Source organism: Pigmentiphaga sp., assembly GCF_033795525.1.
In the GTDB taxonomy this organism is placed as follows: Bacteria; Pseudomonadota; Gammaproteobacteria; order Burkholderiales; family Burkholderiaceae_B; genus Pigmentiphaga.
This window is the reverse complement of sequence record NZ_JARYGM010000003.1, coordinates 98,592-123,866: the sequence shown is the minus strand read 5'-3', so window position 1 is coordinate 123,866 and position 25,275 is coordinate 98,592. Positions and strand designations below refer to the sequence as shown.

Genomic DNA, 25,275 nt, shown 5'->3' with positions numbered 1-25,275 from the left:
GTAGGAAAGGAAACTGATCGTCGCGTCCTGGCCCGGGCCCGGCAAGGGTATTTTTATCAGTTTTCGCGTAGCGAAAACTACTTCCAAGGTACCGGGGGCGCAGTCAGCCGCCGATTCTCGTAACCCTGGACCGAGCCGAAGCGGTCGCTGCGGTTTTCCCAATCCTGCCGTGCCTGCGCAATGGCTTCCTTGCTGCCAACGAAGTTCCACCAGATCGTGACGTCGTCCGTAGCCGGCGCTCCCCCTATCAGCAGCACGCGGCTTCCCGCGTCCAGCGCCAGGCCCGCGTCGGCGCGGCCGGCGGGCAGGTAGGCCAGTTCGTTGGGCCCGAATCGCTCGTCCTCGACGGCCAGGCCGCCTTCGAGCACCATGAGCCCGTGCTCGTAGCCCGGCTCCAGGGCCAGGCGCAGGGAAACTGCCGCGGCATTCTGCAGGTCGACGCCGACCAAAGGCGAATAGACGCGCGCCGGTGCGCTACGCCCCGCATACGAGCCGGCCAGCAGGGTGAAGGCCACGCCGCTTTCGGTCCAGCGGGGCAGGTCGGGGTAATGGTCGAACGCAGGCGGGATCTCTTGCTTGCCGGGGGGCAAGGCGATCCAGAGCTGGGCGGCATGCAGGACCCGCTGGTCGGGCAGCGACTCCTCGGTATGGCTGATGCCTATGCCGGCCGTCATCAGATTGACCTGGCCCGGACGCAGCACTTGTTCATTGCCCAGGCTGTCCCGGTGCAAGGCTTCTCCTTCGATCAGCCAGGTGAAGGTCTGCAGGCCGATGTGGGGATGGGCCTCGACCAGCATCCCGCCTCCGGGCTCGAAGCGGGCGGGGCCCGCATGATCGAGAAAACACCAGGCTCCGATGCGCCGGCGCTGGCGTACCGGAAGAACGCGATCCACGCTGATGCCGCCGCCGATGTGGGCGCTGCGCGGGCTGATGCGCTCTATGCCGGAATCCTGTTCTGCCATCGCGGTCTCCTTGTCCGCTGGGCCACCGCAGGCTGCGGCGGCGTGTCATGCGACCTCGGTATGATAGTGGCTGCTAGGGTAAAGTCGCAGAAAAGCCGGCTACGGCAGATCGGCCGCCCTGGATTTTCGGAGACGTGTTACATGCGGTGGTTCAAGCGCATCGCAATCGGCGCGGCGGCCGTGCTCGCCCTCGCAGCCATCGGGGTCCTGGCCCTGGTGTTGCTGGTCGACCCCAATCATTACAAGGGTCCGGTCGCCGATGCAGTCAAGAAACGATACGACCGTACGCTGCGTATCGACGGGGACCTCAAGCTCAGCGTTTTTCCGAACCTGGGAGTGGAGGTCGAGCGGCTATCGCTGTCCGAGCCCCGCTCGACCCAGATCTTCGCGGCCGTCGACCGGGCCCGCGCGTCCGTCGCCGTCCTGCCGCTGCTGTCGGGACGCATCGTCGTCGATGGCATCAAGGTCGCAGGCCTGAAGGCCAACATCGTCCGCTACCAGAACGGCAAGCTCAACTTCGAGGACCTGCTCGGCAAGTCGGCCCCGGCGCCGGGCGGCCCGGCCGACGGGCCGCTCCAGGCCGAAGGCAAGCCGCTGCTGTTCGACGTGGCCGGCGTGGAGTTCAGTGGCGGCGAACTGGCGCTGCGCGACTACGTCCGTGGCACGTCGATGCGGGTGGAGCGGCTTGCCGCCACCACCGGCCGGGTGGCGCCCCGCACGCCGTTCGATTTCCGGGTGTCGGCACGTGTGCTGGGACAGAGTCCGCGTGTGGACGCCACCGTACAGAGCGAGGGTAGGTTGACCTTCGATCCGGGGTCGCGCGCGTTCTCCGTCGAGGGGTTCGACCTGAAGGCTTCGGGCGTACTGCCCTCGGTACGGGCCACGGCGCTGACGGCGCGCGGGGATCTCGCCTACGATGGCCAGCGGCAGGCGATCGATGCTTCCGGCGTATCGGTGGTCTTCCAAGGCGACGTGGCGGGAAACCGTCCGCTGACCGGCGTGGACCTGCGCGTGGAGGCGCCTCGCCTGACTGCCGGCCTGGCCGAGGGACGGCTGCGGGCCGAGAAGCTTTCCCTGTCGGCACAGGGCAAGCTGGGCCCGGATCCTTTCGATGTGTCGCTGGCCGCCCCGGCCTTGAACGTATCGCCGCAGGAAGCCGAGGGCGAGGCCGTGACCGGCCGGCTGCGCTTGTCGGGCGCGCGCGATCTCGACATGAGGCTGGCCTTGACCGGTATCTCGGGCAATGCCGACAAGGTGGAAGTCGGCCGTGCCACGCTCGACGGCGAATTGCGCCAGGGCGATCGCCTGGTCAAGCTGGCGAGCGCCTCGCCGCTCGAGGCGAGCCTGCGGCGCAAGACGCTGGCCCTGTCCCGGATAACGGGCCAAGTGGACATCGACGATCCGGCGTTGCCGGCCGGGCCTATGCATATCCCCGTCAAGGGCAGCGTGCGTGCCAACCTCGACAAGGAACACCTGGCGGCAAGGCTGGACGGCAGCATCGAAGGCGGCGAATTCAGCGCGACGGCGGACGTGGCGCAGTTCGACGAGCCCCGCATCACTTTCTCGGCCGCTGCCCAGACCCTGGACCTCGACAAGCTGGCGCCGCCTCAATCGCCTCGACCGCCTCGGGCGCCCGCAGCTGCCGGCACGCCTTCGCGCGAACCGGCCGAGCGTCCCGTCGACCTGTCCGTCCTCAAGGGCGTGACGGCAAGCGGCAATCTGAAGATCGGCCAGTTGGTGGCCCGCGGCCTGAAGGCGGCCAATGTGTCGGCATCGATTCGCGTTGCCAAGGGGCGCGCCGACGTGAGCGGGCTGCGGGCTGCGCTGTACGGCGGCACGCTGTCGGGCAGCCTGTTCGCCGACGCGGGCACGAACCGTATCGGCCTGGCGCCCACGTTGTCCAACATATCGGTGCAACCGCTGTTGGCCGATCTGTCGGGCAAAGACACGCTCATGGGCCGGGGCACGGTGGCGCTCAATCTGACCGCGACCGGCAAGACGGTGGAGGCCATGAAGCGCGGGCTGAACGGCACGGCCAATATTGCGCTGCGCGACGGGGCGATCAAGGGTGTGAACCTGGCGCAGTCCTTGCGCGAGTTCCGTTCCATGCTCACGCAGCGCAAGGACGGCGTGCTGGCGCATGAAGCGACCCGGCAGACCGACTTCTCCGAACTGCAGGCGCAGCTGGTCTTTGCCGCCGGCGTGGGGACGGTACGCAGCCTGAGCGTCAAGGCCCCGCTGCTGCGCATCGCCGAAGGCGAGCCGGCCCGCATCGACATACCCCAAGGGCGCTTCGACCTGGAGGCGCGGGTGACCGTCGTCAACACCACGACCGGCCAGGACGGCAAGGACTTGGCGGAACTGCGTAACGTGACCGTGCCCGTGCACGTGGCGGGGCCTTTCGATGCTCCCTCCTATACCATTGAATGGAGCAAGGTCGCCGGCGACGTGCTCAAGAAGGCCCTCGAAGGAAAAATCCAGGAAGAACTGGGAGTAGAACCGTCCGAATCGGGCGACAAACTGCGCGACGCCGTGCGCGACCGCCTCAAAGGGCTGTTCAAGTAGTCCGCTCCGCAGTAATTCTTGGACGCGCGATAACATACCGCTACGATTCCGATACCGCCCCACGACCCAGGACGGGCTGCCCGCGTTACCTCATGGGCGGGTCGCTGCGCTGGGTGCCTCGCTATGATTGCTATTTCCGGCCTGTACATCTATCCCATCAAATCCTGTGGCGGGATCGCGCTGCAGTCTTCACCCGTCGGCATGGCGGGCTTGCACCATGACAGGCGCTGGATGGTGGTCGACCAGGATGGCGTTTTCCTGACGCAGCGCAGCCACCCGGCCATGGCCCGCATCAGGACCGATTTGCGCGATGGCTATCTGGTGGTGACGGCTCCAGGCCAGCCGCGGCTGGACATTCCCATAGACGTGATCGAGGATGACGACAGCGTGCGCCGCCGCGTGAAGGTCTGGCGCGATGACGTGGACGCAGTGGATGAGGGCGATCTCGCGGCGCAATGGTTCGGCACCTTGCTGGCCTCGACGGCCAGCGTGGAATAGCAGTGCCGCAGAGCGTGGCCTGTAAGCCCACCCAACTCATGCTGCGCGACTTCGGCGACATGACCGCTCTCACTGTCTGCGGGGAACAGCCACTTGCTCTTGCGCTGTACCTTGGGGCTCTCAGCCAGTCGGTGGCCGAACAAGTCGGCGAGTGGGCCTGACAGTGGCAGGTCGAAAGCGCGGCTGGCGCCTCCCTTGGGCTTGGGCACGTGCAGGCGCTTGTCGCTCAGGTGCAGGTCGGTCGTCTGGGCCTCGCAGGCCGAGGTGCGCCGCATCCCTGTGAGCATCATGAACAGGTGCAGGTCGCGCCGCACGGGGTGCAGCTTGAGCACCGCCTTACCCCACGCCTTGAGCTTGTCGGTGCTGGCGTCCACCTTGCGCCGCTTGAGGCCGTGGTAGTCAACGTTCGCGCAGGGATTCGGCGGGAGGTCGGGATGTTCGCGCAGCCCCCGCGAGTAGACAGCGCGGAAGATGCGGAAAGTGCTGTCCGCGCAGGTCGAACCGTGCTTCTCGGTGATGCGGCGGTGGCGCTCACGTACCGCAGAACGGTCCGAGCCGAGCTCGTCCAGCGTCTTGTTCAGCCAGTCCCCGAGGTACTGCTTGCAATAGTAGTTGTAGTCTTCGACTGTGCGGGGCGAGAGCGGCCGTGCGGCAAGATGCAATTCCAGGGCCTGAGCCAGCGTGATGCCGCGCGCCCTGGCCTTGCGGCGCTCTTCATTGGGATTGGTGCCTCCTCGCATGCCGACGAGAACGCTGCGTGCCATGTCGCGGGCTTGCTTGGCGTCGAGGGCAGGGTGATCGCCGAGCTTCGTGCGAACCTGCTTGCCGTTGACCAGAGACTGGACGTAGAAGCTGCGCTTCGTTGGCGTGACGATGAGGTAGAAACCCCGCATTTCGGTGTCGGCATACAGGGCTGACTGACCTTTAGCGGGCGTGGGGCTGCGCTCAACGAGCGATTGGGTGATCTTGGTTTTCAAGTGTTGGCTCCAGAGGTTCGGGGCCACGACGCGAACACGGTTTTTCACCACAAGATGTTGTGTTCAGGCACGTCGTTTCTGCCCTCTGAAAGCCATTAAGTCGCGGTTTTCCCTTGTTGTAAGCGCCCCGAAACCATCGGATTACAAATCATGGCAGAGCGTGCAAGACCCGATTGAAAATCCGCGTGTCGGTGGTTCGATTCCGCCCCAGGCCACCAAGGATTCGATGCCCAGCCCTAAAGGCTGGGCATTTTCATTTGTGCGAAGCCGGATTCGAAAGAGCATCTGCCGGACGACGGCGACAACCTCTTCCCAGTATTTCCCGTCATCGGGCATCAAGCCGTGCTGCCAGCTTCTGCTGCCGAAACTGCTCGGTGACGTAGTCGACGAACACCCGGGTCTTGGCCGGCAGGAATTTGGTGGTAGGGAAATACAGACACACGCTGCCACGATCAACATACCAGCCCGGCAGCACGCGCTTCAGCCTGCCGCTTTCAAGATAGGGCAGGGCATTCGGCATGGAGATCACTGCAATGCCCACGCCCATTTCAGCGGCCCGAGCCGCTGCTTCCGGTTCATTGACCGTCATGCTGACCGTCATCGTCAGCGCATGCTGTTCGTTCCGCTCGTTGCGTAGCGGCAGGTTGCGAATGCGCCCGGTTTGCGGCGAACGGATGAAAATGCCCGCATGACTTCCCAACTGATCCGGCTTGCACAGGGGCGGCTGACGACGCAGATACGCCGCTGACGCGACCAATACCGTGTGGGCCGGAGCCAGTTCGCGCGCAATCATGCCTTGCGGCAATTCAAAACCGCCGCCCAACGCCGCGTCGAAATGCTCGCCGATCAAGTCCACTTGGCGATTGTCGAAGTGCCAGTCGGGCACGATGGCCGGATAGCGCGCCAGGAAGTCCGGCAGCATCGGCAGCACATAATGCAGACCAAAAGCGGTGCCCATGCTGATTTTCAGGGTCCCGGCCGCCTCGCCGCCACCATTCAGGCCCTTTAGCGCGGATTGAAGGGCTTGCACGCTTCCACTGACCTCCTGCAGAAAGCGCTCGCCTGCTTCGGTGAGGGTGAGTTTGCGCGTATTGCGTTGAAACAGCCGCACACCCACCAGGGCTTCCAGTTTGGTGATGTTTTTGCCCACTGCCGCCGAACTCATGCCCAAGGTGCGGCCGGCGGCGGAAAAGCTGCCGTTTTCGGCGCTGCTGACGAAACACTCCAGGTGGCGAAGCATGCATACCCCCGTCAGATTTCAAACTAATGGTTTGAGCTGATCATAGCGTTTTACGGATGGTGCCGGTGTCTTTCTTCTCTCATACTCAGCTCGCAACCCTTCGAACCTCGGACGCTATGGAGAAAGATCATGACAGCAGCACAACCCCTGCAAGGCAAAGTCGCCTTCATTCAAGGCGGCTCGCGCGGCATCGGCGCCGCGATCGCCAAGCGCCTGGCGCGCGATGGCGCAGCCGTGGCACTGACCTATATCGCCTCGAATACCCAGGCTGACGCCGTGGTAAGCGAAATTAGTGCCGCCGGCGGGAAGGCAGTCGCCATCAAGGCCGACAGCACCGACGCAGCGGCGCTGCAGCAGGCGGTGCGCCGGGCGGCGAGCGACTTTGGCAGGCTGGATATTCTGGTAAACAACGCCGGGGTGCTGAAGTGGGGCGATACCAATGACCTGACGTTGGACGATTTAGACCAAACGCTGGCGGTCAACGTGCGCAGCGTGTTCGTCGCCAGCCAGGAGGCGGCGCGTCATATGGGCAACGGCGGGCGCATTATCCATATCGGCAGTACCAATGCTGACCGCATGCCTTCTGGCGGCGGCGCGATATACGCGATGAGCAAGTCGGCGCTGATTGGCATGACCAAGGGCATGGCGCGCGACCTCGGCCCGCGTGGCATTACCGTCAATAACGTACAACCCGGTCCGGTGGACACTGACATGAACCCGGACGGCAGCGATTTCGCCACGCAATTGAAAGCGCTGATGGCGATCAACCGCTACGGGTCTGCCGAAGAAATCGCCAGCTTCGTTGCCTACCTGGCCGGGCCCGATGCCGGCTATATCACCGGCGCCAATCTGACCATCGATGGCGGGTTTTCGGCTTGAATGCAGGTAGCAGATCATCCCGCTCTTGCGTTTTTTGAAACCTGCCGGGCAGTGGGACGGTGCCAGGCGAAGCGCACCGGAGGATGTGTGGGCTACCGCGATACAGCTGATGCCGCTGCGGGGAACCGCATCTCGGACAGGTGCAGCACATGGATGGCCGGGGTCCAGGACAATTCGCTGCGCATGAAGACGTCTATACGCCGGTCCTTTTCTTGATGTATGGTCATCATGGTGCGCCACCCGGGTTTCGGTCCGCTTCTATTCTGATTTGCCCGCCGCGCGATCGATGCTCCCGGGTGACGCCAAGCCCTTCGGTCGAAACTGCGAGGATCCCAACCATGATCACCCGACTCAGTCGCGTTAGCGCCACCGTTCTAACCGTGTTTGCCCTTGCGACGCCATTGCTCCAAGGTTGCGCAACAAGCAGCCAGGAAAATCCCCAGATGGTGGCCGTCGGCATGGACAAGCCGTTCCAAGATTGGCTCGACACACTCGTCAATCAGATAAAAGCCGATCCGAAATACAAGCGCATTCCATTGGACACTAGCGCGCAGCAGGAAGAGTTCACGGTGTGGCTACACAATGCCTATCGCAAGCGCGTCACGAAGCAGGAGTTTGCGTCGTGGGTGAATGGCAAGTATCCGGGCTATCAGTACGAGGTCGGGTTTATTACCGCCAGGCTCCCGTAGTCGCGACAACTGCCCATTTTGCGTCAGAGTTAGCGCGCCAAGCGCTCAGTAGAAGGAAAGGCAGGCGCCATGGCGGCGCCTGCCTGTACCACTATGCGCCGAGAGCGCTTGACACAAAACCGACCAACTAGTAGATTGGGTGGCACTTGCAAACCTGTTTTATCGGAACCGGTCGGTATTGTCGTCCCCTTCATCGCCTTCCTCCACAGTGAAACCCATGAGTTTGGAACTGTCTCCCCGAGCCATCGAGATCGCCGAGCATACGAAAGTGCTGTTGGCCGCCGGGGGCTACAACGGGTTCAGCTATGCCGATTTGTCCGAAAGGGTGCGCATAGGCAAGCCGAGTATCCACCATCATTTCCCCAGCAAGGCGGAGCTCGTCCAGACTGTGGTGACGCTACATCGCCAGCAGACGCGCGAGGGGTTGGCTGCGCTGGATAGTCAAATTACTGATCCGCTGGCGCGGCTCAGCGCCTATACCGCGTATTGGTCCAAGTGCATACGCGAGGGCTCGGCGCCCATATGCATTTGCGCCATGCTGGCTGCCGAGCTGCCCATGATTCCCCAAGGCATCGCAGTCGAGGTGAGCGGCTATTTCAAAGACTTGACCAGCTGGATTGCCGCGGTGTTGGCGGAAGGAGCTGCAAAGGGGCAATTCAAGCTCACTGAAAGCCCAGCCGTGGAGGCCCAGGCGTTTTTGTCTACCGTGCACGGGGCGATGCTGACGGCACGGGCGTCCAAGAATCCGGAGGCATTCGAGTCAATTTCGCGGGCGGCTATCGGTCGATTAAAGGCGGCTTGATCGCGGCGAATGCAGGAGCCGCAACATTTTTTTACCCTCGTAGGCAACCAACTAGTCGGTAGGTGATTCTGGTCGCCCAATTATTATCGGAGCAATCTTCAAATGCCTCATCCACTTTCATCCCTGGGCGCGATTCACACGCTTATCAGCGTCGTTCCGATTGCAGCCGGTATCTACAGCTTCTGGCGCTACCGCGGGATCAATAGCGCCTCCGCTTCTGGGAAGGTCTACTTGGGCGGATTGGTGCTGGCCGTGCTGACATCGTTCGGGCTGTCCAGTACGGGCCGATTCAATGTCGGCCACGCGCTGGGTATTCTGGCGCTGCTGGCCGTCGGTGGCGGCTTGCTTATCTCTCGGGTGCCCGCGCTTACGCGCATGCGGGCCTATCTATCGCAGTTCGGGTTCACGTTCAGCTTCTTTCTTCTGCTGGTTCCGGGTATCAACGAGACGTTGACGCGTCTGCCGGTTGCCCATCCCTTGGCCGCGGGGCCCGAGTCTCCTGTCGTGCGCGGCGCGTTGGCGGCCTGGCTGGTGATCTTTGTGCTGGGTTCAGCGCTGCAGATGTGGGCGATTCGATCCGAACGCAGTCGGATACCCAATACCTGACCATGGCCGGTGCCGTCCGGCTGGGCTGCAAAGCGCGGCTACTGCGGAAGATCGTTCAGTTCGTAGCTGGTACTGCGCCCCCCTGCATCCAATTTTCGCAGCACGCCTCGTGCAAGCAGGTCGTTGATGTCGCGCAGCGCTGTGTCCGGCGAGCACTTTGCAATGGCCGCCCATTTGCTGCTGGTGAGCTTGCCTTCGAAGCCGTCCAGCAACCGGTTGAGCAACCTCACTTGTCGCTCGTTCAAGGGCGTGGCCGCCCAGTGCTGCCAGAAGCGTGCTTTGCGCAGCACGGCGTCAAGCGTGTGCTGCGCTTGATCGACGGCACGATGCAAGACGTCAAGGAACCAGGCGAGCCACTCGGTAACATCCATCGACCCCTTCTGGGTCCGCTCCAGGATGTCGTAGTAGGCCTTGCGTTCCCGTTGGATCTGCGCCGACAGGCTGTAGAAGCGCTGGGGGCTGCCATCGGCACGCGCCAACAGCAGGTCGCCAATGGCCCGGGCGATACGGCCGTTGCCGTCGTCGAACGGATGCAAGGTGACGAACCACAGATGACCGAGGCCGGCATCGAGCAGCGGTAGTCCGTTGGACCTGCCATTCACCCAGTCGATGAACCGGTTGGTCTCAGCGTCCAAATGAATGGCGGGCGGCGCCTCGAAATGTACGCGTTGGCGGCCGATGGGGCCGGATACTACCTGCATGGGGCCACGGGCATCGTCGCGCCAATTGCCGACCTTGATTTTTGAAAGGCCGGAGTAGCCGGTAGGAAATAGCGCGGCATGCCAGCCGAATAAACGCTCCCTGGACATGGGCGCCTGGTAGTTGACCGTGGCGTCGAGCACCATCTCCACCACGCCTTCGACATGCCGGTCCACCGGTGCCAGCGCGCCGATGTCGACGCCCAGCCGGCGCGCTATGCTCGAACGCACGGACTCGACCTTGAGCTGCTCGCCTTCGATCTCGCTGGTCTTAATCACATCGTCGGTGAGCGCGGCCAGGCTCGCCTGATTGCGCAACGGCATGCCGACGTCGGCCAGTCGCCCCAGCAATACGCCCTGGGCACGACTGACGTCAGCCATGGGGCCTGCCAGCGCTGCCAGGTCGAAACGCCAGTGCGGCCAGTCGTTTGCCTGCCAGATGTACCGGTAATCTCCGCTTTTCATGCGGAGATTATGGGCCATAATCTCCGCGCCAGCAAGCTATTCACCGCTTTATCTACGGTGATTGAGCCCCCTATTCGCCGCAAGGCCGGCGGTCGGAGCACGAGGCGGCCTTGACCGGCCCCCTAATCGACTCGGCGTCTTTGGCCGGGGACAATCCGAACATGCGGCGGTATTCCCGCGTGAACTGCTGCACGCTCTCGTACCCTACTGCGTACGCCGCGCTGCTGGCCGACAGGCCGTTCGAGGTCATCAGCCGGCGAGCCTCGATCAAGCGAAGCTGCTTCTGGAATTGCAGCGGCGAGAGCGAGGTGGCTGCACGGAAGTGCTGGTAGAGCGATGACGGACTCATCCCGGCCGCTTTGGCCAGCCGTTCGATGGGAAGCGGTTGCGCAAATTCGGCCCGAAGCAGCGCAACGGCCCGGGCCACCCGTTGGGCATGGCTGTCCGGCCACCCCAGTTGGCGGATCGCAGAGCCATGCCGGCCCACCAGCAGCCAGTAGTGCATTTCGCGCAGGAGCTGGGCTTGCAGCATGGGCAAGGCCGCGGGACGCTCGATCAGGCGCATTAACCGCAGCGCCGAGTCCGCTACCTCGGAATCGGTCGGTTCGATTCGTACCGGTACGCCTTGGGCGACGGGGCCGATTTTCATTTCCATCGACAGTTCAGCGATAAGCGCGTGATCGAGGTCCAGCACGAGGGAAACGTACGGCTCGGCGGCGCTGGCGTGTGTGATCTGGCTGACCGTTGGCACGTCCGCCGTGATCAGGAGCGAATCGCCGGCGGAAAAGGCAAAGGTCTTGGCTCCCATCGTGACCTCTTTGCTACCTTGCAGGACCAGGCAGGCCAGGGGTCGGGAGATCGCGTATTCCAGGCCGCTGGGGTGGGTCGACCGGATGACGGTCAACCCCGGAATGGGCGTTTGGGCCACACCGGTCGAGCCGGCGTAGGCCTCGGTGTAGCGGCGAACCGCATCAAGAAGTGTGTCGTCCATGCCCGGGTACCGTGGTCTTCTTTGGCTGGGCCATCGTACCGGCTTTTCTGGTCCTGTTTGGCACCTTTGGAGAAACGAGCCAGCGACACGGAGATTCAGGCAAAGGAGGTGCACGCGCGCCGCCCCAGAATGAAGCCCTGTCCAACCAAGCACCAGAACGGGAGTTTCATGATGAGCACGATTTCCCTCGTTACAGGCGGCAGCCGGGGTCTGGGCCGCAACACGGTTCTCTCCATCGCCCGCAAGGGCGGCGATGTCATCTTCACCTACCACAGCCGCGAGGCAGAGGCGCAGGCCGTCGTTGCCGAGGTCGAAAGGCTCGGCCGCAAGGCCGTGGCCCTGCAGCTCGACGCAGGCCGGTCGTCGACCTTTTCGGCGTTTGCCGAGCGCTTGAAAGAGGTCCTTCGCCTGACATGGGAACGTGACAGCTTCGATCACCTGGTCAACAACGCCGGCCACGGTGATGTGGCTCCGTTGGCGCAGATGAGCGAAGCGGCGTTCGACAAGCTGGTCGACGTGCACTTCAAGGGCGTGTTCTTCCTGACCCAGAAGCTGCTGCCGCTGTTGGCCGACGGCGGGCGCATCGTGAACCTCTCATCCGGGCTGACCCGCGTTTCCGCCGAGGGCTGGTCCGCCTATGCATCGGTCAAGGGCGCGGTCGAGGTCCTTACGGTGTACATGGCCAAGGAGCTGGGGCATCGCAGGATTGCCGTCAACACGGTGGCGCCGGGCGCGATCGAAACGGACTTTTTCGGCGGGGCCGTGCGCGACACGCCGGAGTTCAACCAGTTCTTTGCCGGCATGACGGCTCTGGGGCGGGTTGGGGTGGCCGACGACATCGGGCCGATGATCGCCAGCCTGCTGTCCGAGGACAACCGCTGGGTCAACGCGCAGCGTATCGAAGTGTCCGGCGGCCAGGGTATCTAGGGGGAGGGGGCAGGGCCACAGGTCCAGGCTGCCCAGGCATAGCGCTTGCTGCGCGGCATGTTCCACTTTCAAGGAGCCAGACATGCCAGCAAAGTCCAAGGCCCAGCAAATGGCGGCCGGCGCAGCGCTGTCGGCCAAGCGTGGCGAACGCAAGGTCGGCGAGCTCGAGGGCGCCTCCAAGTCCATGTACAAGTCGATGAGCGAGAAGGAACTGAAGGACATGGCCTCGACCAAGCAGAAGGGAAAGCCCGGGCACAAGCACTAGCCTGGGCGGCCGCGTAGGGCCATAGGCGCTCGGCAGACGCCAGCGCCTGGATTACCCGATCCCATGCTTGCGCAGCTCCGCTTCTTCGTCTCCTGTCACCCAGCCGAATACTTTGGGCGCGTCTCCTTGCAAGCGGACGAAATAGGCGTTCGTAAAGGGGATGTTCAGCGTTGAGCCCTGCCGGTCGTAGGTGGCGATCCAGTCGACGAACGCGATGGCGTGCAATGCGTCGATGGGATCGACGTGAAGCTGGTGCACGGCCATACGCGTGGTCCCGATGGCCCGGTAGTGCTCGAACCCGGCTTTCATTACCCGTTTGAGGCTCTCGTCATTGGTGCCGGTGGAGATTCCAGCCGGCGTGGCGGACACGAACACATCCGTGTACAGGCTGGAGACTTCGTCCAGGTCGGTGTCACCGGCCAACGCGGTGTTGAAGGCGTGCTCGTAGCGTTCGAACAGCTTGGTAATCGCTTGCTCCATCGTTGCCCTCCTTGCGGACGTGTCCGATGCGTATTCTGGGCGCAATTCGTATACCCGGACGGCCGAAGTGGCGCCTGGGATTCTATTAGACGACGAAAGTGCGCATGCGGAAACCTTTCATGCTTTTGCAGCGTTACGAGTATTCCGTGCCCCAGCGTTCGGCGATGACCCTGGTGAGACTCGCGTTGAATTCCCCTGCGGCAGCAGGCAAGTTTCGCCCCTTCTTCGAAATGCTGCAGAGCTGCAGGTGCAACCGGGGCTGCTCGACGACTTGGAGCTTGAGCCGCCGGCCCACCGCCGCGGCGCCGACGAACGACGGCAGGATGGCAGACCCGAAACCGGCCTCGACCATCGCTAACAGCGTGTGGAAGCTGTTATAGAACGGCCGGTTGTCCTGGTGACGCCCGATCGGTTTGAGGTGCGTGTCGACGAGGCGCTGAATGGCGTGTCCTGGCGGCATACCAAGCAATGGCTCGTCTTTAAGCGCGCTCCAAGCGATGGGGCTACGCGAAATGGCTCTCAGGCTGCTCTCCTGCATGGGCTCGTCGGCGCGGGAGACAACGGCGAAATCGAAATCGAAGATCGGCGTTCGTTCGATCCCCGCTGTCGGCTTGAAGAAGATCCCGACGCCCAAATCACATTCGCCACTGTCGATTAAGGCCCGGACTTCGTTGTGGACGGTATCGTTGAGCCGCACCGAGACGTCCGGGACGATGTTGCGAAAGCGTTCGCAGACCGCAGGCAAAAGACTAGACGAAATGAAGGGTGTTGCCGCCACCGAGAGAACTCGGCGAGCCGATGCTGTGGCCTCGCCCGTCTCGGCGATGGCACGGTCGAATCTGCTGATGATCTCCTCGGCTGCGGCCACAAGCACGGTGCCGGCTTCGGTCAGCGACACGGACCGCGTCGTTCGGTCGAACAGGCGGCAACCCAGTTGCGACTCCAGCTCATGAATCATCGAACTCAAGCCCGCCTGAGTGATGTGCAACCGCTCGGCGGCACGCGTGAAACTCTTCAGTCTCGCGATCTCGAGCAAGGCGCGGAGGTGGCGGGTAGTCGAATTCATAAATCGGCCGTATGAATTGATCCGACAATCTTACTTAACCTACGAATTCGAGTGTGCTGAACTATCGCAAGCCGTTCGGGGGCACGCTGGTGCGCCGACGGCACCAACAGATTGTGCAGCGACGAGAGCGGGCAGGAAACGGCCACGCCGGCATGGACAACTCTCAGAGAGCCAAGATGGAAGAGACACGCCACTCATTCATGATTCCGCTGGAGGACCAGCTACCGGCCGATCCGAATCGTCGCAGCAAGATCATTTCGCTCGATGAAGCCGGCCGTATCATCGCGTCCAAGCGTACCCTGTCGCTGGCCGGTTCGCACTCGGCGGACGGCGCGATGTCGCTGCTGCGCGCGGCGATACGTGCCGGCGCGAGCGGAATGACCATGATTCCGCCAGTCACCGCATCGATCGCGGCTGATCTCCCTATTGCGGCGGGGATGCTGAAAAAACTTTATCTGTCGTACGTGGGCTTCGAGTACTTGGGCATGGCACCGGCGTTTCGCCAGGCGGCCCGGGACCATACCTTGGAAATCGTGGAGGCCGACGAACCTTTCATTATTCTCGGCACGCAGGCAGCAGCCGGCGGACGACCGTTTGCACCGGTCCAGTATCTCTATGAGGCTATCTCCGCCAAAAGTCTTAATCCCGAACTGAAAAAAGTGGTCGATCCCTTCTCCGGTCGGGAGGTTTATGCCATTCCGCCATTGAAATCCGACGTGTTCATCATGCATGCCCAAGTGGCCGACGCCTACGGCAACGCGCAATGCTGGGGGGGCACCGGCCAGGAGCGTGACAAGGCCAAGGCGGCGGATATCGTCATCGTCCAGGCGGACGAAATCGTCGGGCCGGATGTCATCACCAAGGATCCCGTGAAGACCACGATTCCCGGCCTTTGGGTGGATTATGTCGTGCATGCGCCTTTCGGTGCCCATCCCACATTCTCGTCGGGCCACTATGCCCTGGACGAGGACCATCTCAAGCTTTACTTGTCCATGGTGGGCGATGGCAAAGGCCAGCAGTACGTCGAGGAATTCATTCTCGGCCTCGATCACTTCGAGTACCTGGAGAAGGTCGGCGGCCTGCGCAAGTTGACGCAATTGCGTCGGATGCTGGCGGTTTAATCCTTCCCTTCGTACGGAGACGACATGTCTGAAATCGCGACTCCTGGCACGGACAAGTATTCGACTGCTGAACTGCTGGCGATCATCATCGCCCGTTCCTGCGCCGGCGATGACGAGGTCCTTGGGAGCGGCGGGGCGAACCAGATTATCTCGCTGGCGGCCAACCGGCTGGCACAGCTGACGGTTACCCCCAATATGTGGCTGTTCTGCGGCGGTGCCGGCGTATACAACGCCAAGTTCGACACGCTTCCTATCGGCACGTGGGATCCCCGTGCAGCCTATGGTGCCGAATGCAAGATCTATCTTGCCGATGTGGTGGACAACGGGACCAAGGGCCGTCGTGGCAAGCAGCGCATCAGGCGCGGTGGTTCCGGCTTCGGCGGTATGCAGGTCGACAAGTACGGCAATATCAACATGATCGGTATCGGCGGGCCCTATCCCGATCTCAAGGTCAGGGGGCCGGGTACCGTGGGCGTGCTATGGATGGGGACCGGTCCGATCAACCTTTACTTCGAGCACCACAACAAACGCACCTTCGTGGAGCAGGTGGACTACCGGAGCGGCGCGGGCTGGATGGAAGGCGGCAACAGCCGCTACGAGACGCTGGATGGTCGCGAAGGCCCGCAATTGGTGTGGACGCCCATCTGCGTGTGCGACTTTACCGAGGACGAGCATCGCATGCGCCTGGTGTCCGTCCACCCAGGCCATACCGTCGAGGAGGTCGTCGCCAATACCGGGTTCGAGCTGGTGATTCCCGACCATGTGCCGACCACCACCGCGCCTACGGACTGGGAACTGGAAATGCTGCGGACACGCGTGGATCGCGGCGGCATGCTGCGTCGGCGGCGGTTGACGGTGGGTTGAGTTCCGCTTTGAAAGGAGGGCGGGGCTTCCCGCTGGCAACAGGTGAGAAAAAGAAGCTCGATGGCCGTCGGCAGGATCCTGGAACATCATGCCGGCCTGAATCCGGATAGCGAGGCGCTGGTATTCGGTGCCCGGCGTCTGACTTGGCGCGAGCTCGATACCGGCGCCAACCGCGTCGGCCATCTGCTGCAGTCGCTGGGTGCAGAACACGGGGACCGGGTCGTATTGCTACTCAACAATTCGGTCGAGTTCGTCGAAAGCTATTTTGGCATCGCGAAGATCGGTTGCATCAGCGCGCCTGTGATGCCGACGTTGGTGGGGTCCGAAATTGCATTCATCGCCAACAAGCTGCGCGCGCGATTCATGATCGTGGAGGCCTCAGCCGCCGGCATGTATCGGTCGATCGCGGATGAACTGGCGTCAGTCGAGAAGGTAATCGGCGTTGGGCCCGATCACGGGTTGCCAATCGATTACGCTTCGGCGACGGCACTCTGCCCTTCCTGCGTTCCGGATACGGAGGTAGAACCGACCGACGACCTGACTATCAAGTTCACCAGCGGTACGACGGGCCGTCCCAAGGGTTGCGTGCGTACGCACCAGGCTTTCATCATGGGGCTGCTCAGCGCGCTTACCGAGCATCCCCTACGTCAGGACGACGTGGGCCTGGTGGCTCAGCCGCTGGCCGCCGGCATGGCGGTTTACTACCTGCTGCTCTACCTATACCAGGGTATGCGGGTTGTAATGTTGCCCAAGTTCGATGCGGACCTCTATCTGGACGCCGTCGAGCGCGAAGGGATAACCCATGCGACGGCGATGGACTGGATGGCGCGGCGCTTGTCTGCCCACCCGGGATTTATGGGACGAGATCTGGGATCTCTTCGCATTCTGCATGGCATCAACCAGATCCGGTCTCTCGACTCGTGGCGCGCGCAGCCTACCTTTCGCGCCGATATTACCGCGGGCTATGCCTCATCCGAGGCGGGCGGGCTGGTGACCTTCAAGACCCCGATGGATTTCCGTCAAGCCTTCGCCGACCCGGCCTTTCCAGGGACCCATTCCTGTGGTCGTCCAGGTCGCCTGTGCCAGGTGGAATGCGTTGACGAGCAACTGGAGCCTGTGGCGGTTGGCGAGGTCGGCGAGATCGCCATCAGCGGACCGGCTATGTTCCGCGGCTATTGGGAACTTCCCGAAGATACCGCCAAGGCGATCCGCAACGGGTGGCTGCTGACCGGCGATCTGGCCTATAGGGATGAGCGGGGATATCTCTTTCTGTGCGGCCGGAAGCGTGACATGATCCGCTCCGGGGGCATCAACGTTTATCCGGCGGAGATCGAGCCCGTGCTGCTGGCCCACCACGCCGTCCGCGAGGCGGCGGTGGTCGGCGTGCCAGACTCGCACTGGGGCGAGCGCGTGGTGGCGTGCATCGTGCCGCAGTCCAGTTGTACCGAAGAGGAAATCCTTGCCTATTGCCGCGAGCGGCTCGGCGCCCCCAAGCGCCCCAAGTCCGTGCGGTTTTTCGAATCGCTGCCTACCAATGCCACGGGCAAGATCATCAAGAAAGACCTCGTGCTGATACTCCAGGGCCAAGAAACCGGGCCGAGGGCCGAAAACCTATGACACATAACTCAGAAACCACGCTTGCCGGAATTACTGCCCGCATCCGGGCGATCGGCCGCAAACTCGATGCCGAGACGCTTGCCGAGTCACAGCGGCTCTATGCGCCCTTGCATGCCAGCGAGCCGGCCTCCGGCGTGCTGGTAGAGAATGACCACCCGTATGGGCCCGATGAGCGGCATCGATTGGACGTGTTTCGTCCGGACCGGCCTGGCGCCCGGCGACCGGCCCTGCTCTTCGTCCATGGGGGCGGATTCGTGGGCGGTGACAAGCGCCGGCCGGGCAGTCCGTTCAACCAGCATGTCGGCATTTGGGCCGCGCGCCAGGGGCTGGTGGGGGTGAACATGACCTACCGGCTGGCGCCCGCACATCCTTGGCCGGCGGGTCCGCAGGACGTGGGCGCGGCAATCCGATGGATCCGCAACCACGCGAACGACCTGGACGTCGACCCGGCGCGCGTGTTTGTCTTCGGACAGTCCGCTGGCGCAGCGCACGTTGCTGCATACATAGGCCATCGGCAGTTCCACGGCGCCGGCGGACACGGGCTCGCCGGAGGGCTCTTGCTTTCCGGGGTCTACGACCTTGTCGCAAACGACCCTCGCACCGTCGCGGTGGGCTATTACGGCGATGATCCTGCCCGCTTTGCCGAGCGGTCAGCGCTGCCGGGCATCGCCGACGCCGGCGTGCCTTTGTGGGTGGGAGTGGCGGAACTCGACCCGTCGCGTTTCGAGCGGCAGGCTTTGCTCCTTGCCGGGGCGCTGCTCGATAGCCGGCGGCATTTACCTCGCTTCGTGCAGCTCGCCGGGCATAACCACCTCTCCGGCCTGTTGCACCTAGGACTGCCCGGTGACGTATTGGGTCCGGAGATCCTCCGCTTCCTGATGGAGTGCGAGCCACCGTCGGACTAACCGGGCCGCAAATGAGACCAAGGAGGAGACGATGAAAAGAATATGGCTTTCGATGGTTCTGGGAATGGCCTTGCTGGCTGGCGGTGCCGACGCCAAGGAGCCGGATCGGATCACGGTGGGCGCCGTACCGTCGCTGCCCGGCGCACCGCTGTATATCGCGATCGACAAGGGCTACTTCAAGGAGTATGGGCTAAGCGTAGAAGCTCAGCCGGTCGGATCCTCCGGCGATCTGGCTGCGATGCTGGCCTCGGGACGGCTGCAAGCCATCTCCGGCGCACCTTCGGTAGGCCTATTCAATACGGTGGACAAGGGGTTGCCGCTTGAAATCATCATGTCCGGAGCACGTAGCCCGTACAACCAGGCGATCATGCTTCGCAGCGAGCTCAAGGGAGTGGTGAACACGCCCGCGGATCTAAAGGGGCGGACCATCGCTACCAACAATCGCGGGTCGGTAACGATGTATCAGATCAGCAAGGTGCTGGAAGCCGGCGGACTGAGTCTCAAGGACGTCACCGTGAAATTCATGCCGTTCAGCCAGATGCCGGTGGCGCTAGATACGGGTGCGGTCGACGCGGCGATGATGATTTCTCCGTCGATCGAGGTCGCAGAGGAGAAAAAGTTCGCGTTCCGTTGGATCAACCCGGACGATGTCATCAAGGTCAAGCCGACGGACATCGCACTGATGCAGATCAATACCGACTGGGCAGCAGCCAACCCGGATGCGGCCTACAAGTTCGTGCTGGCATTGATGCGTGCCCGGCGCGACTACTGCGATGCGTACCACTTCGGCCCGAACCGGCAGGAGGTTGTGCGGATGATGGCGCGATACACCAAGATCAACGATGAAAAATTCATCGACCGCATTTCGTGGACCGCGATTGATCCTGACGGCAGAGTGGCCGAGCGTAGCCTGATGGCTATACAGGATTTCTTTCTCGAACAAGGGCTGATCGCGAGAAAGCATGCGTTCTCGAAGATGGTCAACACCAGCCTGATCGAGCGGGCTGCCGAGGAACTTGGTCCCTACAAGCCCGCGCGAGATGACGGGCGGGAGGGATGCCGATGAGCGCGCAACCTCGCGGACATGTGCGTCCCGATGTCGAGCTATCCCGCCGTCAGGGCGCCAAGATAGAGATCCAGGGTTTATACAAGGCCTTCGACAGCAAGGGTGGCCAGTTCGTGGCGCTCGATCACGTCGATTTGTCGATCGGAGCGGGAGAATTCTTGTGTCTCGTGGGACCTTCAGGCTGCGGAAAATCGACGCTTATTCGCATTTTAGCGGGGCTCGAAACGCCGGACTCCGGGACGGTGGCGATAGATTCCACCGGCTGGCCCGTCGAAAACGCCATGGTCTTCCAGGAGGCCGGCCTGTTTCCATGGATGAACGTTTTCGATAACGTTGCGTTCGGCCTGCGCAACCGCGGGGTCTCAGGGCGAGAGTGTGAACAGCGCGTGTCCGACGCGCTGCAACTGGTCGGCTTGGGCAAGTTTCGGAAGCATTACCCACACCAGCTATCCGGAGGCATGAAGCAGCGTGCGGCTATCGCGCGTGCCTTTGTCACGAACCCGGCGTTGTTGCTGATGGATGAACCTTTCGCGGCGCTTGACGCGCAGAACCGTGCCATCTTGCAGGATGAGCTGGTGCGCCTCTGGGAAACCAGCCGCAAGACAGTCGTGTACGTCACTCACTCGTTGGAAGAGGCGCTGATGCTTGGCGACCGCACCATCATCATGACGGCACAGCCGGGCCGAATCAAGGAGGAAATGCACATTCCCTTTCCTCGTCCCCGCGACATCATCAGCATCAGTGCCACTCCTGAGTTCGCTTCAATGAAATTGCGGTTGTGGCGCACGCTGGAGGAGGAGGTTACGCGGGCACGGAAGGAGGTGGAGGGCCATGAGTGATATCGCAGGAAGTTCTGTTCGCATTATTTCGGGGACGCTCGGCAGGAGGGCCAGGTCGCGAGCCGCCTCCGAAAAGAGTCGCCAGCGAGTACTCGCGATAGTGGCTCCGCTGGCTCTTCTGCTCGTCTGGGAGGTTGCCGTCGATCTTGGTATGGCGGATCGTCGACTGGTACCGCCGCCAAGCGGCATCGCCCTTACTTTCGTCTCGATGCTCGGTTCAGGCGAACTCCTTGGCCACCTTGGCGCGACGCTGTTTCGGGTCGGTGCCGGCTACGCGATTGCGATCATTCCTGGTGTGGCACTGGGTCTTATGATGGCGATGTGGAAGCCAGTGCGCTATGCGCTCGACCCGCTCATCGCCGCGCTTTTTCCAGTGCCGAAGATCGCGCTGATGCCGTTGCTGTTGCTTGCCTTCGGCTTTGGCGAAGCGTCGAAGATAGCCGTGGTGGCGATTGCTGCCTTCTTTCCTATCTTGATCAATACGTACTCTGGCGCCGCAAATATCGAAAAAATCTACATCGATGCCGCTCGTAACTTCGGCGCGACGCCGGGCATCATGTTTCGCAAAGTGGTGCTGCTAGGCGCCATGCCGATGATTTTCACAGGGCTGCGCTTGGCGCTGGGCTTGTCCCTGTTGATCGTGGTAGCGGCAGAGTTCGTTGCTGCTGACGAGGGGGTTGGCCAGCTTATATGGACATCCTGGGAATTGCTCCAGGTGGACCGCATGTTCGTCGGGGTCGTGACGATGGGAATCCTCGGAGTCTTGACCACGTTGCTGCTTCAGGAACTCGAGCAGGTGGTCATTCCATGGAAGCAACGTGCATGAACGGGCCGGCCGGAGAGTTCGAACCGATCGCCTTGGGGCCGATCGAGCGGTTGCAGCGCTACAAAATCCTGATGGGCAGCGTCGTGCCTCGGCCCATTGCACTGGTTTCGACACTCAATGCGGCAGGCGGAGTCAATGCGGCGCCATTCAGTAATTTCATGGTGGTTTCTACGAGCCCCGCTTTGCTGGCGTTTGCGGTCGGTTCGGAAGGGCGTGCGAGTAATACCGAGAAGGACACGCTACGTAATGTCCGGATGAGCGGGGAATTCGTCGTCAATACCGTGCCGGATACGTTAGCCGAAACGGTACAGGCATGTGGTCAAGCGTTCTTGCCGGAGGTAAGCGAGGTCGATGCGCTGGGTTTGACTACGGTGCCATCTTCCATGATCAGAACACCGAGAGTCGCGGAAACCCTCGTGCAGTTCGAATGTCGTCTGCACAGCATCGTCCGCTTAGGGGAAAGCCACCTGGTGGTTGGCGAGGCCGTCATGGCCCATGCCAGGATTGGACTGGTACGCGACTACAAGGTCGACATCCGGGCGTATGGACCCCTGGGTCGCGTTGGCGGCCGTGTCTATTGTCGCATCGGTGAGTTGATCAAGGTGTGAGCTAAACGGATTCGCATGCTCCGGCTTCCCCGGTCAAATGTCGCGATCCCACCCCGTTTTGACGCAATCTTTACGTTCGCCCAGTCACTCTTGATACTGTCTTTATTCGCCGTTGCCTATCTTTGCGTCTCCCTTCCCATTTCCGGAGACGCTTATGTTGCATCCCATGGGCCGCGCGGCGTTGTTCAGCTCTGCGCTGGCTGTCTGCCACCCCCTTTACGCGCAACCCGCAGACCCTGACCCTGCGTCGAGCTACACCCTCACAGCCAACGCAACCCTGGCCAGCGAGTACCGCTATCGGGGCCTGATGCAGACGAACCGCCGGCCGGCAATCCAGGGCGGGGTGGACTTTACGCATGCGAGCGGCTTCTACCTCGGGAACTGGAACTCGAGCATCAGCTGGCTCGGCGACGGCAATGCCGAGGTGTCGGCGCCGCTGGAAATGGACTTCTACGGCGGCTTTCGCCACGCTTGGGGCAACGGTGTCAATCTCGACGTAGGCGTCCTGCGCTACGAGTATCCCGGCGATTATCCGGCGGGTTTTGTGAGTCCGGATACGACCGAGGTCTATGCAAGCGTGGGCTACGGCCCGCTGAGCGTCAAGTATTCGCATGCCTTGACGAATCTGTTCGGATTTGCGGATAGCAAGAACAGCCACTATGTCGAACTCAACGGCAATTTCGATGTGGGCGTGTGGGGTCTCGTGCTCAATACCCATGTGGGGCGCCAGGTGGTGCAGCACGTCGATAATGGTTCGTACACCGATTGGAAGCTGGGGGTGACGAAAGACCTGGGTGGCGGCTTCAGCGCATCGGTTGCCTATCTCGATACCAACGCCGATCGGGCCGTGTACACGAACCCGAAGGGCCGGTATCTGGGCAGCGCGACCGGGTTCGTGTCGATCACCAAGACGTTCTGAGCGTGGTCCCGGCCGATACGCCCGGGCCGCCTTGGTAGAGCGTCGCGGCAGTCATCGTGGCCAGGCGGACGACAGGATGATGGAGCAGAAATTCATCCGGCGATACGTCGGGTCCTTCAAGGCGAGCACATCGGCCTTGACGTTGCCGAAGGTGGTGTGCGGCTTGTGTTTGATGCCGTCGGCAAAGTGGTCGATGATGTTTTCCTTGAAATTGGACTCGCGCGGATGGTGCGCGCACACGTGTTCGCGCTGTTCGTGCGTGAAGTCGTGGTAGGCGATGCCCAGTACGTCCATTTCGACTCCGGCCGTGACCAGTGCGATGGTGGGGCGCATGTGTTCGGGAATGCCGGGCGTGGTGTGAAGCGCGATGGCGGTCCATACGTCTTCGATCTCGCGTTCGGATACGCCGTAGCTTTTCATGAAGTCGCGCGCGGCGTTGGCGCCATCCACTTCAAAGCGCAGGTCGGGGCTGGAGTAGGGCTGGGTCAGTCCCATGTCGTGGAACATGGCGCCGAGGTAGAGCAGCTCGGGGTCATAGTCGAGTCCACGGCGCTCGCCGGTAAGCGCGCCCCAGAAGAAAACCCGGCGGCTATGGTTGTAGAGCAGGTCGTCTTCGGTATCCCGAACCAGCTGGGTGGCGGCACGGGCGATCGCGCTGTCGGGCACGCGTATGCCCGCAATCGTTTCTGTCATGGTCATACTCCTTGTTGGAAAGGCGCGGGATGCGGGCGCGGCGCCGCCGGAAGCGCCATGGCCGCGGGGCTTCGCGTGTCGGCGTGGGCCGGAGCGCGCACGGGTAGATTTCAGCAGCCGCCCGGGGGAGGGACAAGCAAAGCGCGACAGCGAATCAGGACAAGGAGGCTTCGTTTTGGACGGAGTCCTGGCCCTGCTGCAGGAAGCTGGCGCGGTACTGCGCCGGCGTTACGCCCAGGCGATCGGTAAATACCAGGCGCATCCGGTCGGCGGTGCCGAACCCGCATTCATAGGCGATGGTCTTGAGGGGGCGGTTGCTGCCTTCGAGCATCATGCGCGCCGCATCGATCCGCGCCCGTTGTATGAATTCGTGAGGCGTGACACCCGCTTCCTGGACGAAGTAGCGGGCAAGGTTGCGGGCGCTCATGCCGACTTGGGCGGCAAGCGATTCCAGCGTATGGCGCGCCTTGATGTTGGCCATGATATGGCTTTGCACGCGCGCCACCGGTGAGTCCGTGTCTGCGGACACGGTGAGGTAGGGGCTGAATTGCGACTGGCCGCCCTGGCGCTGGGCGACGACCACGAGCCGCTTGGCGACCGTCAGGGCAAGCTGGGCGCCGTGGCGTTGTCTGACCAGCGCCAGCGCGAGGTCTATCCCCGCCGTTACGCCGGCAGAGGTGAACAGGCGGCCGTCCTGCACGTAGATGGCATCGGGTTCCACGATGGCCTTCGGGAAACGCGCGGCCAATGCCTGCGCGTGCTGCCAATGGGTGGTGACGCGCCGTTCGTCGAGAAGGCCGGCATGGCCCAATACGAAGGCGCCGGTGCAGATGGCGCCGTAAAGCGCCGCCCGGGACGGGGCGGCGCGTACCCAGTCGACCAGCGCGGGGTCCGGTCCGGTGTGGGGCAGCGCCGGGCCGCCCGCAACGAGCAGGATGTCGAAGCCGCCCTCTGCGTCGGCGAATGTCCGGTCGGCAACGAGCTGCATGTGGTTGGAGGCCCGCAGCGGTTCGCGATGGGCGGCGACCAATACGGTCTCGTACCGGTCTTCCGGCGACACATAGTTGTTTGCCTCGTTGAAGACGTCCACGGGGCCCGCGACGTCCAGCGCCTGGACGCCGTCATGGAGCGCGATCGCAACGGTCTGTATGGTCATCCTTGTCCCCCGCCTCGCGGCAAAGGCCTGTTGGCCGGACCGCGTGCACAGCGGGATATTAGTGGATGGGCAGATCGAAGTGCAGCACCTCTTCCCGTATTCCCAGCTTCTGGTAGAGGGCGATGGCCGGGTCGTCGCCGTAGTCGGCCTGGACGAAGACGACCCATGCATCGCGCTCGCGGGCGATCGCGCGCAGCGCAGTGATGAGCCGTGTGGCGATGCCTCGCCGCCGGCGTGACGAGGCCACGGCCAGGTCGTACAGATAGATCTCGCTGCGCGCGCGCTCCAGCTTGTCGAGTTCATAGGCAACCAGGCCGCCGACTACGTGGCCGGCTTCGAGGGCCGCGAGCACTATGACGTGGTCTTTGTCCAGCGTCTTGCGCAGATAGGTGTCGGCCGGCGGCTGCGCGGCATAGCTGTCGGTGTCGCCGAATTCGACGGCGAACAACGCGTTCAGGGCGCGCATGGCCGGGATGTCGCCGCTACGCAGGCGGCGGATGTCGATGGGGGACGGCATCGGGGTCTCCTCGTTCGCTATGGTGGCGATCCGG

Annotated in this window: 26 protein-coding genes and 1 pseudogene; 17 read left to right on the top strand and 10 right to left on the bottom strand. The window is 62.7% G+C overall.

What is annotated here, in order from left to right; genetic code table 11:
* Positions 1 to 77: 77 nt before the first annotated feature.
* Positions 78 to 962, bottom strand: coding sequence for a pirin family protein (locus QHC78_RS09180; protein WP_319743698.1), 885 nt, complete (start codon positions 960 to 962; stop codon positions 78 to 80).
* Between the two features lie 141 nt (positions 963 to 1,103).
* Here QHC78_RS09180 and QHC78_RS09175 point away from each other — a divergent pair, with 141 nt between their 5' ends.
* Positions 1,104 to 3,527: an AsmA family protein gene (locus QHC78_RS09175; protein ID WP_319743696.1), complete on the top strand. Its 2,424-nt coding sequence runs from the start codon at positions 1,104 to 1,106 to the stop codon at positions 3,525 to 3,527.
* A 123-nt stretch (positions 3,528 to 3,650) separates the two neighbouring features.
* Positions 3,651 to 3,944, top strand: a pseudogene (locus QHC78_RS21125) (MOSC N-terminal beta barrel domain-containing protein); the annotation flags it as partial.
* On the opposite strand, the gene QHC78_RS09170 reads toward QHC78_RS21125, so the two are convergent.
* Together QHC78_RS09170 and QHC78_RS09165 are read right to left on the bottom strand one after the other, a co-directional pair.
* Complete coding sequence (locus QHC78_RS09170) at positions 3,842 to 5,029, bottom strand: integrase arm-type DNA-binding domain-containing protein (protein ID WP_413816453.1); 1,188 nt, start codon at positions 5,027 to 5,029, stop codon at positions 3,842 to 3,844. The pseudogene QHC78_RS21125 and the gene QHC78_RS09170 overlap by 103 nt on opposite strands.
* A 298-nt stretch (positions 5,030 to 5,327) precedes the next feature.
* The gene (locus QHC78_RS09165) at positions 5,328 to 6,242 is read right to left on the bottom strand and encodes a LysR family transcriptional regulator (protein ID WP_319743692.1); all 915 of its coding nucleotides are present in this window, start codon (positions 6,240 to 6,242) and stop codon (positions 5,328 to 5,330) included.
* Between the two features lie 129 nt (positions 6,243 to 6,371).
* Between QHC78_RS09165 and QHC78_RS09160 the strand changes: the two genes are divergently transcribed.
* The 4 genes from QHC78_RS09160 to QHC78_RS09145 all read left to right on the top strand — a co-directional run bounded on the left by QHC78_RS09160 (position 6,372) and on the right by QHC78_RS09145 (position 9,218).
* Positions 6,372 to 7,121, top strand: a complete 750-nt coding sequence (locus tag QHC78_RS09160) for a 3-oxoacyl-ACP reductase family protein (RefSeq protein WP_319743690.1) — start codon at positions 6,372 to 6,374, stop codon at positions 7,119 to 7,121.
* A gap of 338 nt (positions 7,122 to 7,459) precedes the next feature.
* The gene (locus tag QHC78_RS09155; RefSeq protein ID WP_319743688.1) at positions 7,460 to 7,810 is read left to right on the top strand and encodes a hypothetical protein; all 351 of its coding nucleotides are present in this window, start codon (positions 7,460 to 7,462) and stop codon (positions 7,808 to 7,810) included.
* A gap of 217 nt (positions 7,811 to 8,027) precedes the next feature.
* Positions 8,028 to 8,612, top strand: coding sequence for a TetR/AcrR family transcriptional regulator (locus QHC78_RS09150; RefSeq protein WP_319743686.1), 585 nt, complete (start codon positions 8,028 to 8,030; stop codon positions 8,610 to 8,612).
* Between the two features lie 102 nt (positions 8,613 to 8,714).
* Entirely contained in the window at positions 8,715 to 9,218 is a 504-nt protein-coding gene (locus QHC78_RS09145; protein WP_319743683.1) for a hypothetical protein, read from the top strand.
* 38 nt (positions 9,219 to 9,256) lie between these two features.
* Here the strand turns inward: QHC78_RS09145 and QHC78_RS09140 are convergent, their stop codons facing one another.
* Both QHC78_RS09140 and QHC78_RS09135 read right to left on the bottom strand, forming a co-directional pair.
* Positions 9,257 to 10,381 carry a Fic family protein gene (locus QHC78_RS09140; RefSeq protein WP_319744873.1) on the bottom strand — a complete coding sequence of 375 codons (1,125 nt, stop codon included), beginning with the start codon at positions 10,379 to 10,381 and terminating at the stop codon, positions 9,257 to 9,259.
* Positions 10,382 to 10,451: 70 nt separating this feature from the next.
* Entirely contained in the window at positions 10,452 to 11,372 is a 921-nt protein-coding gene (locus tag QHC78_RS09135) for an AraC family transcriptional regulator (RefSeq protein WP_319743681.1), read from the bottom strand.
* Positions 11,373 to 11,543: 171 nt separating this feature from the next.
* Between QHC78_RS09135 and QHC78_RS09130 the strand changes: the two genes are divergently transcribed.
* Positions 11,544 to 12,299, top strand: coding sequence for an SDR family NAD(P)-dependent oxidoreductase (locus QHC78_RS09130; protein ID WP_319744871.1), 756 nt, complete (start codon positions 11,544 to 11,546; stop codon positions 12,297 to 12,299).
* 82 nt (positions 12,300 to 12,381) lie between these two features.
* Positions 12,382 to 12,564 carry a DUF3008 family protein gene (locus QHC78_RS09125; RefSeq protein ID WP_319743679.1) on the top strand — a complete coding sequence of 61 codons (183 nt, stop codon included), beginning with the start codon at positions 12,382 to 12,384 and terminating at the stop codon, positions 12,562 to 12,564.
* A 51-nt stretch (positions 12,565 to 12,615) separates the two neighbouring features.
* Here QHC78_RS09125 and QHC78_RS09120 read toward each other — a convergent pair whose 3' ends face one another.
* Both QHC78_RS09120 and QHC78_RS09115 read right to left on the bottom strand, forming a co-directional pair.
* Positions 12,616 to 13,044 (bottom strand): DUF6841 family protein, encoded by a 429-nt coding sequence (locus QHC78_RS09120; protein WP_319743677.1) that lies wholly within the window; start codon positions 13,042 to 13,044, stop codon positions 12,616 to 12,618.
* A gap of 133 nt (positions 13,045 to 13,177) precedes the next feature.
* Complete coding sequence (locus QHC78_RS09115) at positions 13,178 to 14,110, bottom strand: LysR family transcriptional regulator (protein ID WP_319743675.1); 933 nt, start codon at positions 14,108 to 14,110, stop codon at positions 13,178 to 13,180.
* Between the two features lie 53 nt (positions 14,111 to 14,163).
* Here QHC78_RS09115 and QHC78_RS09110 point away from each other — a divergent pair, with 53 nt between their 5' ends.
* The 9 genes from QHC78_RS09110 (at position 14,164) to QHC78_RS09070 (ending at position 22,875) form a co-directional block, all read left to right on the top strand.
* The gene (locus tag QHC78_RS09110; RefSeq protein ID WP_319743673.1) at positions 14,164 to 15,231 is read left to right on the top strand and encodes a CoA transferase subunit A; all 1,068 of its coding nucleotides are present in this window, start codon (positions 14,164 to 14,166) and stop codon (positions 15,229 to 15,231) included.
* A 24-nt stretch (positions 15,232 to 15,255) separates the two neighbouring features.
* On the top strand, positions 15,256 to 16,095 hold the full coding sequence (locus tag QHC78_RS09105) for a CoA-transferase (RefSeq protein WP_319743671.1): 840 nt from the start codon (positions 15,256 to 15,258) through the stop codon (positions 16,093 to 16,095).
* A 60-nt stretch (positions 16,096 to 16,155) separates the two neighbouring features.
* Positions 16,156 to 17,712, top strand: a complete 1,557-nt coding sequence (locus tag QHC78_RS09100) for a class I adenylate-forming enzyme family protein (protein ID WP_319743669.1) — start codon at positions 16,156 to 16,158, stop codon at positions 17,710 to 17,712.
* Positions 17,709 to 18,617, top strand: a complete 909-nt coding sequence (locus QHC78_RS09095; protein WP_319743667.1) for an alpha/beta hydrolase — start codon at positions 17,709 to 17,711, stop codon at positions 18,615 to 18,617. The genes QHC78_RS09100 and QHC78_RS09095 overlap by 4 nt, the downstream gene beginning before the upstream one ends.
* A 31-nt stretch (positions 18,618 to 18,648) precedes the next feature.
* Positions 18,649 to 19,683, top strand: coding sequence for an ABC transporter substrate-binding protein (locus QHC78_RS09090; RefSeq protein ID WP_319743665.1), 1,035 nt, complete (start codon positions 18,649 to 18,651; stop codon positions 19,681 to 19,683).
* Entirely contained in the window at positions 19,680 to 20,522 is an 843-nt protein-coding gene (locus QHC78_RS09085) for an ABC transporter ATP-binding protein (RefSeq protein WP_319743663.1), read from the top strand. The genes QHC78_RS09090 and QHC78_RS09085 overlap by 4 nt, the downstream gene beginning before the upstream one ends.
* Complete coding sequence (locus QHC78_RS09080) at positions 20,515 to 21,348, top strand: ABC transporter permease (protein ID WP_319743661.1); 834 nt, start codon at positions 20,515 to 20,517, stop codon at positions 21,346 to 21,348. The genes QHC78_RS09085 and QHC78_RS09080 overlap by 8 nt, the downstream gene beginning before the upstream one ends.
* Positions 21,345 to 21,956, top strand: a complete 612-nt coding sequence (locus QHC78_RS09075) for a flavin reductase family protein (protein WP_319743659.1) — start codon at positions 21,345 to 21,347, stop codon at positions 21,954 to 21,956. Before QHC78_RS09080 ends, QHC78_RS09075 begins: the two co-directional genes overlap by 4 nt.
* A 154-nt stretch (positions 21,957 to 22,110) precedes the next feature.
* Complete coding sequence (locus tag QHC78_RS09070; protein WP_413816438.1) at positions 22,111 to 22,875, top strand: TorF family putative porin; 765 nt, start codon at positions 22,111 to 22,113, stop codon at positions 22,873 to 22,875.
* A gap of 51 nt (positions 22,876 to 22,926) precedes the next feature.
* On the opposite strand, the gene QHC78_RS09065 is transcribed toward QHC78_RS09070, so the two are convergent.
* From QHC78_RS09065 to QHC78_RS09055, 3 genes are all read right to left on the bottom strand, one after another.
* Positions 22,927 to 23,568 carry an HD domain-containing protein gene (locus QHC78_RS09065; protein WP_319743657.1) on the bottom strand — a complete coding sequence of 214 codons (642 nt, stop codon included), beginning with the start codon at positions 23,566 to 23,568 and terminating at the stop codon, positions 22,927 to 22,929.
* 154 nt (positions 23,569 to 23,722) lie between these two features.
* On the bottom strand, positions 23,723 to 24,718 hold the full coding sequence (locus tag QHC78_RS09060) for a GlxA family transcriptional regulator (RefSeq protein ID WP_319744867.1): 996 nt from the start codon (positions 24,716 to 24,718) through the stop codon (positions 23,723 to 23,725).
* A 64-nt stretch (positions 24,719 to 24,782) separates the two neighbouring features.
* Positions 24,783 to 25,241, bottom strand: a complete 459-nt coding sequence (locus QHC78_RS09055) for an AAC(3)-I family aminoglycoside N-acetyltransferase (RefSeq protein ID WP_319743655.1) — start codon at positions 25,239 to 25,241, stop codon at positions 24,783 to 24,785.
* Positions 25,242 to 25,275 lie beyond the last annotated feature (34 nt).

Bases quoted from the DNA above. Each gene is read 5' to 3' on its own strand.
- QHC78_RS09180 (WP_319743698.1), bottom strand. From the start codon at position 962: ATGGCAGAACAGGATTCCGGCATAGAGCGCATCAGCCCGCGCAGCGCC.
- QHC78_RS09175 (WP_319743696.1), top strand. From the start codon at position 1,104: ATGCGGTGGTTCAAGCGCATCGCAATCGGCGCGGCGGCCGTGCTCGCC.
- QHC78_RS09165 (WP_319743692.1), bottom strand. From the start codon at position 6,242: ATGCTTCGCCACCTGGAGTGTTTCGTCAGCAGCGCCGAAAACGGCAGC.
- QHC78_RS09160 (WP_319743690.1), top strand. From the start codon at position 6,372: ATGACAGCAGCACAACCCCTGCAAGGCAAAGTCGCCTTCATTCAAGGC.
- QHC78_RS09155 (WP_319743688.1), top strand. From the start codon at position 7,460: ATGATCACCCGACTCAGTCGCGTTAGCGCCACCGTTCTAACCGTGTTT.
- QHC78_RS09150 (WP_319743686.1), top strand. From the start codon at position 8,028: ATGAGTTTGGAACTGTCTCCCCGAGCCATCGAGATCGCCGAGCATACG.
- QHC78_RS09145 (WP_319743683.1), top strand. From the start codon at position 8,715: ATGCCTCATCCACTTTCATCCCTGGGCGCGATTCACACGCTTATCAGC.
- QHC78_RS09140 (WP_319744873.1), bottom strand. From the start codon at position 10,381: ATGAAAAGCGGAGATTACCGGTACATCTGGCAGGCAAACGACTGGCCG.
- QHC78_RS09135 (WP_319743681.1), bottom strand. From the start codon at position 11,372: ATGGACGACACACTTCTTGATGCGGTTCGCCGCTACACCGAGGCCTAC.
- QHC78_RS09130 (WP_319744871.1), top strand. From the start codon at position 11,544: ATGAGCACGATTTCCCTCGTTACAGGCGGCAGCCGGGGTCTGGGCCGC.
- QHC78_RS09125 (WP_319743679.1), top strand. From the start codon at position 12,382: ATGCCAGCAAAGTCCAAGGCCCAGCAAATGGCGGCCGGCGCAGCGCTG.
- QHC78_RS09120 (WP_319743677.1), bottom strand. From the start codon at position 13,044: ATGGAGCAAGCGATTACCAAGCTGTTCGAACGCTACGAGCACGCCTTC.
- QHC78_RS09115 (WP_319743675.1), bottom strand. From the start codon at position 14,110: ATGAATTCGACTACCCGCCACCTCCGCGCCTTGCTCGAGATCGCGAGA.
- QHC78_RS09105 (WP_319743671.1), top strand. From the start codon at position 15,256: ATGTCTGAAATCGCGACTCCTGGCACGGACAAGTATTCGACTGCTGAA.
- QHC78_RS09100 (WP_319743669.1), top strand. From the start codon at position 16,156: ATGGCCGTCGGCAGGATCCTGGAACATCATGCCGGCCTGAATCCGGAT.
- QHC78_RS09095 (WP_319743667.1), top strand. From the start codon at position 17,709: ATGACACATAACTCAGAAACCACGCTTGCCGGAATTACTGCCCGCATC.
- QHC78_RS09090 (WP_319743665.1), top strand. From the start codon at position 18,649: ATGAAAAGAATATGGCTTTCGATGGTTCTGGGAATGGCCTTGCTGGCT.
- QHC78_RS09085 (WP_319743663.1), top strand. From the start codon at position 19,680: ATGAGCGCGCAACCTCGCGGACATGTGCGTCCCGATGTCGAGCTATCC.
- QHC78_RS09080 (WP_319743661.1), top strand. From the start codon at position 20,515: ATGAGTGATATCGCAGGAAGTTCTGTTCGCATTATTTCGGGGACGCTC.
- QHC78_RS09075 (WP_319743659.1), top strand. From the start codon at position 21,345: ATGAACGGGCCGGCCGGAGAGTTCGAACCGATCGCCTTGGGGCCGATC.
- QHC78_RS09070 (WP_413816438.1), top strand. From the start codon at position 22,111: ATGTTGCATCCCATGGGCCGCGCGGCGTTGTTCAGCTCTGCGCTGGCT.
- QHC78_RS09065 (WP_319743657.1), bottom strand. From the start codon at position 23,568: ATGACAGAAACGATTGCGGGCATACGCGTGCCCGACAGCGCGATCGCC.
- QHC78_RS09055 (WP_319743655.1), bottom strand. From the start codon at position 25,241: ATGCCGTCCCCCATCGACATCCGCCGCCTGCGTAGCGGCGACATCCCG.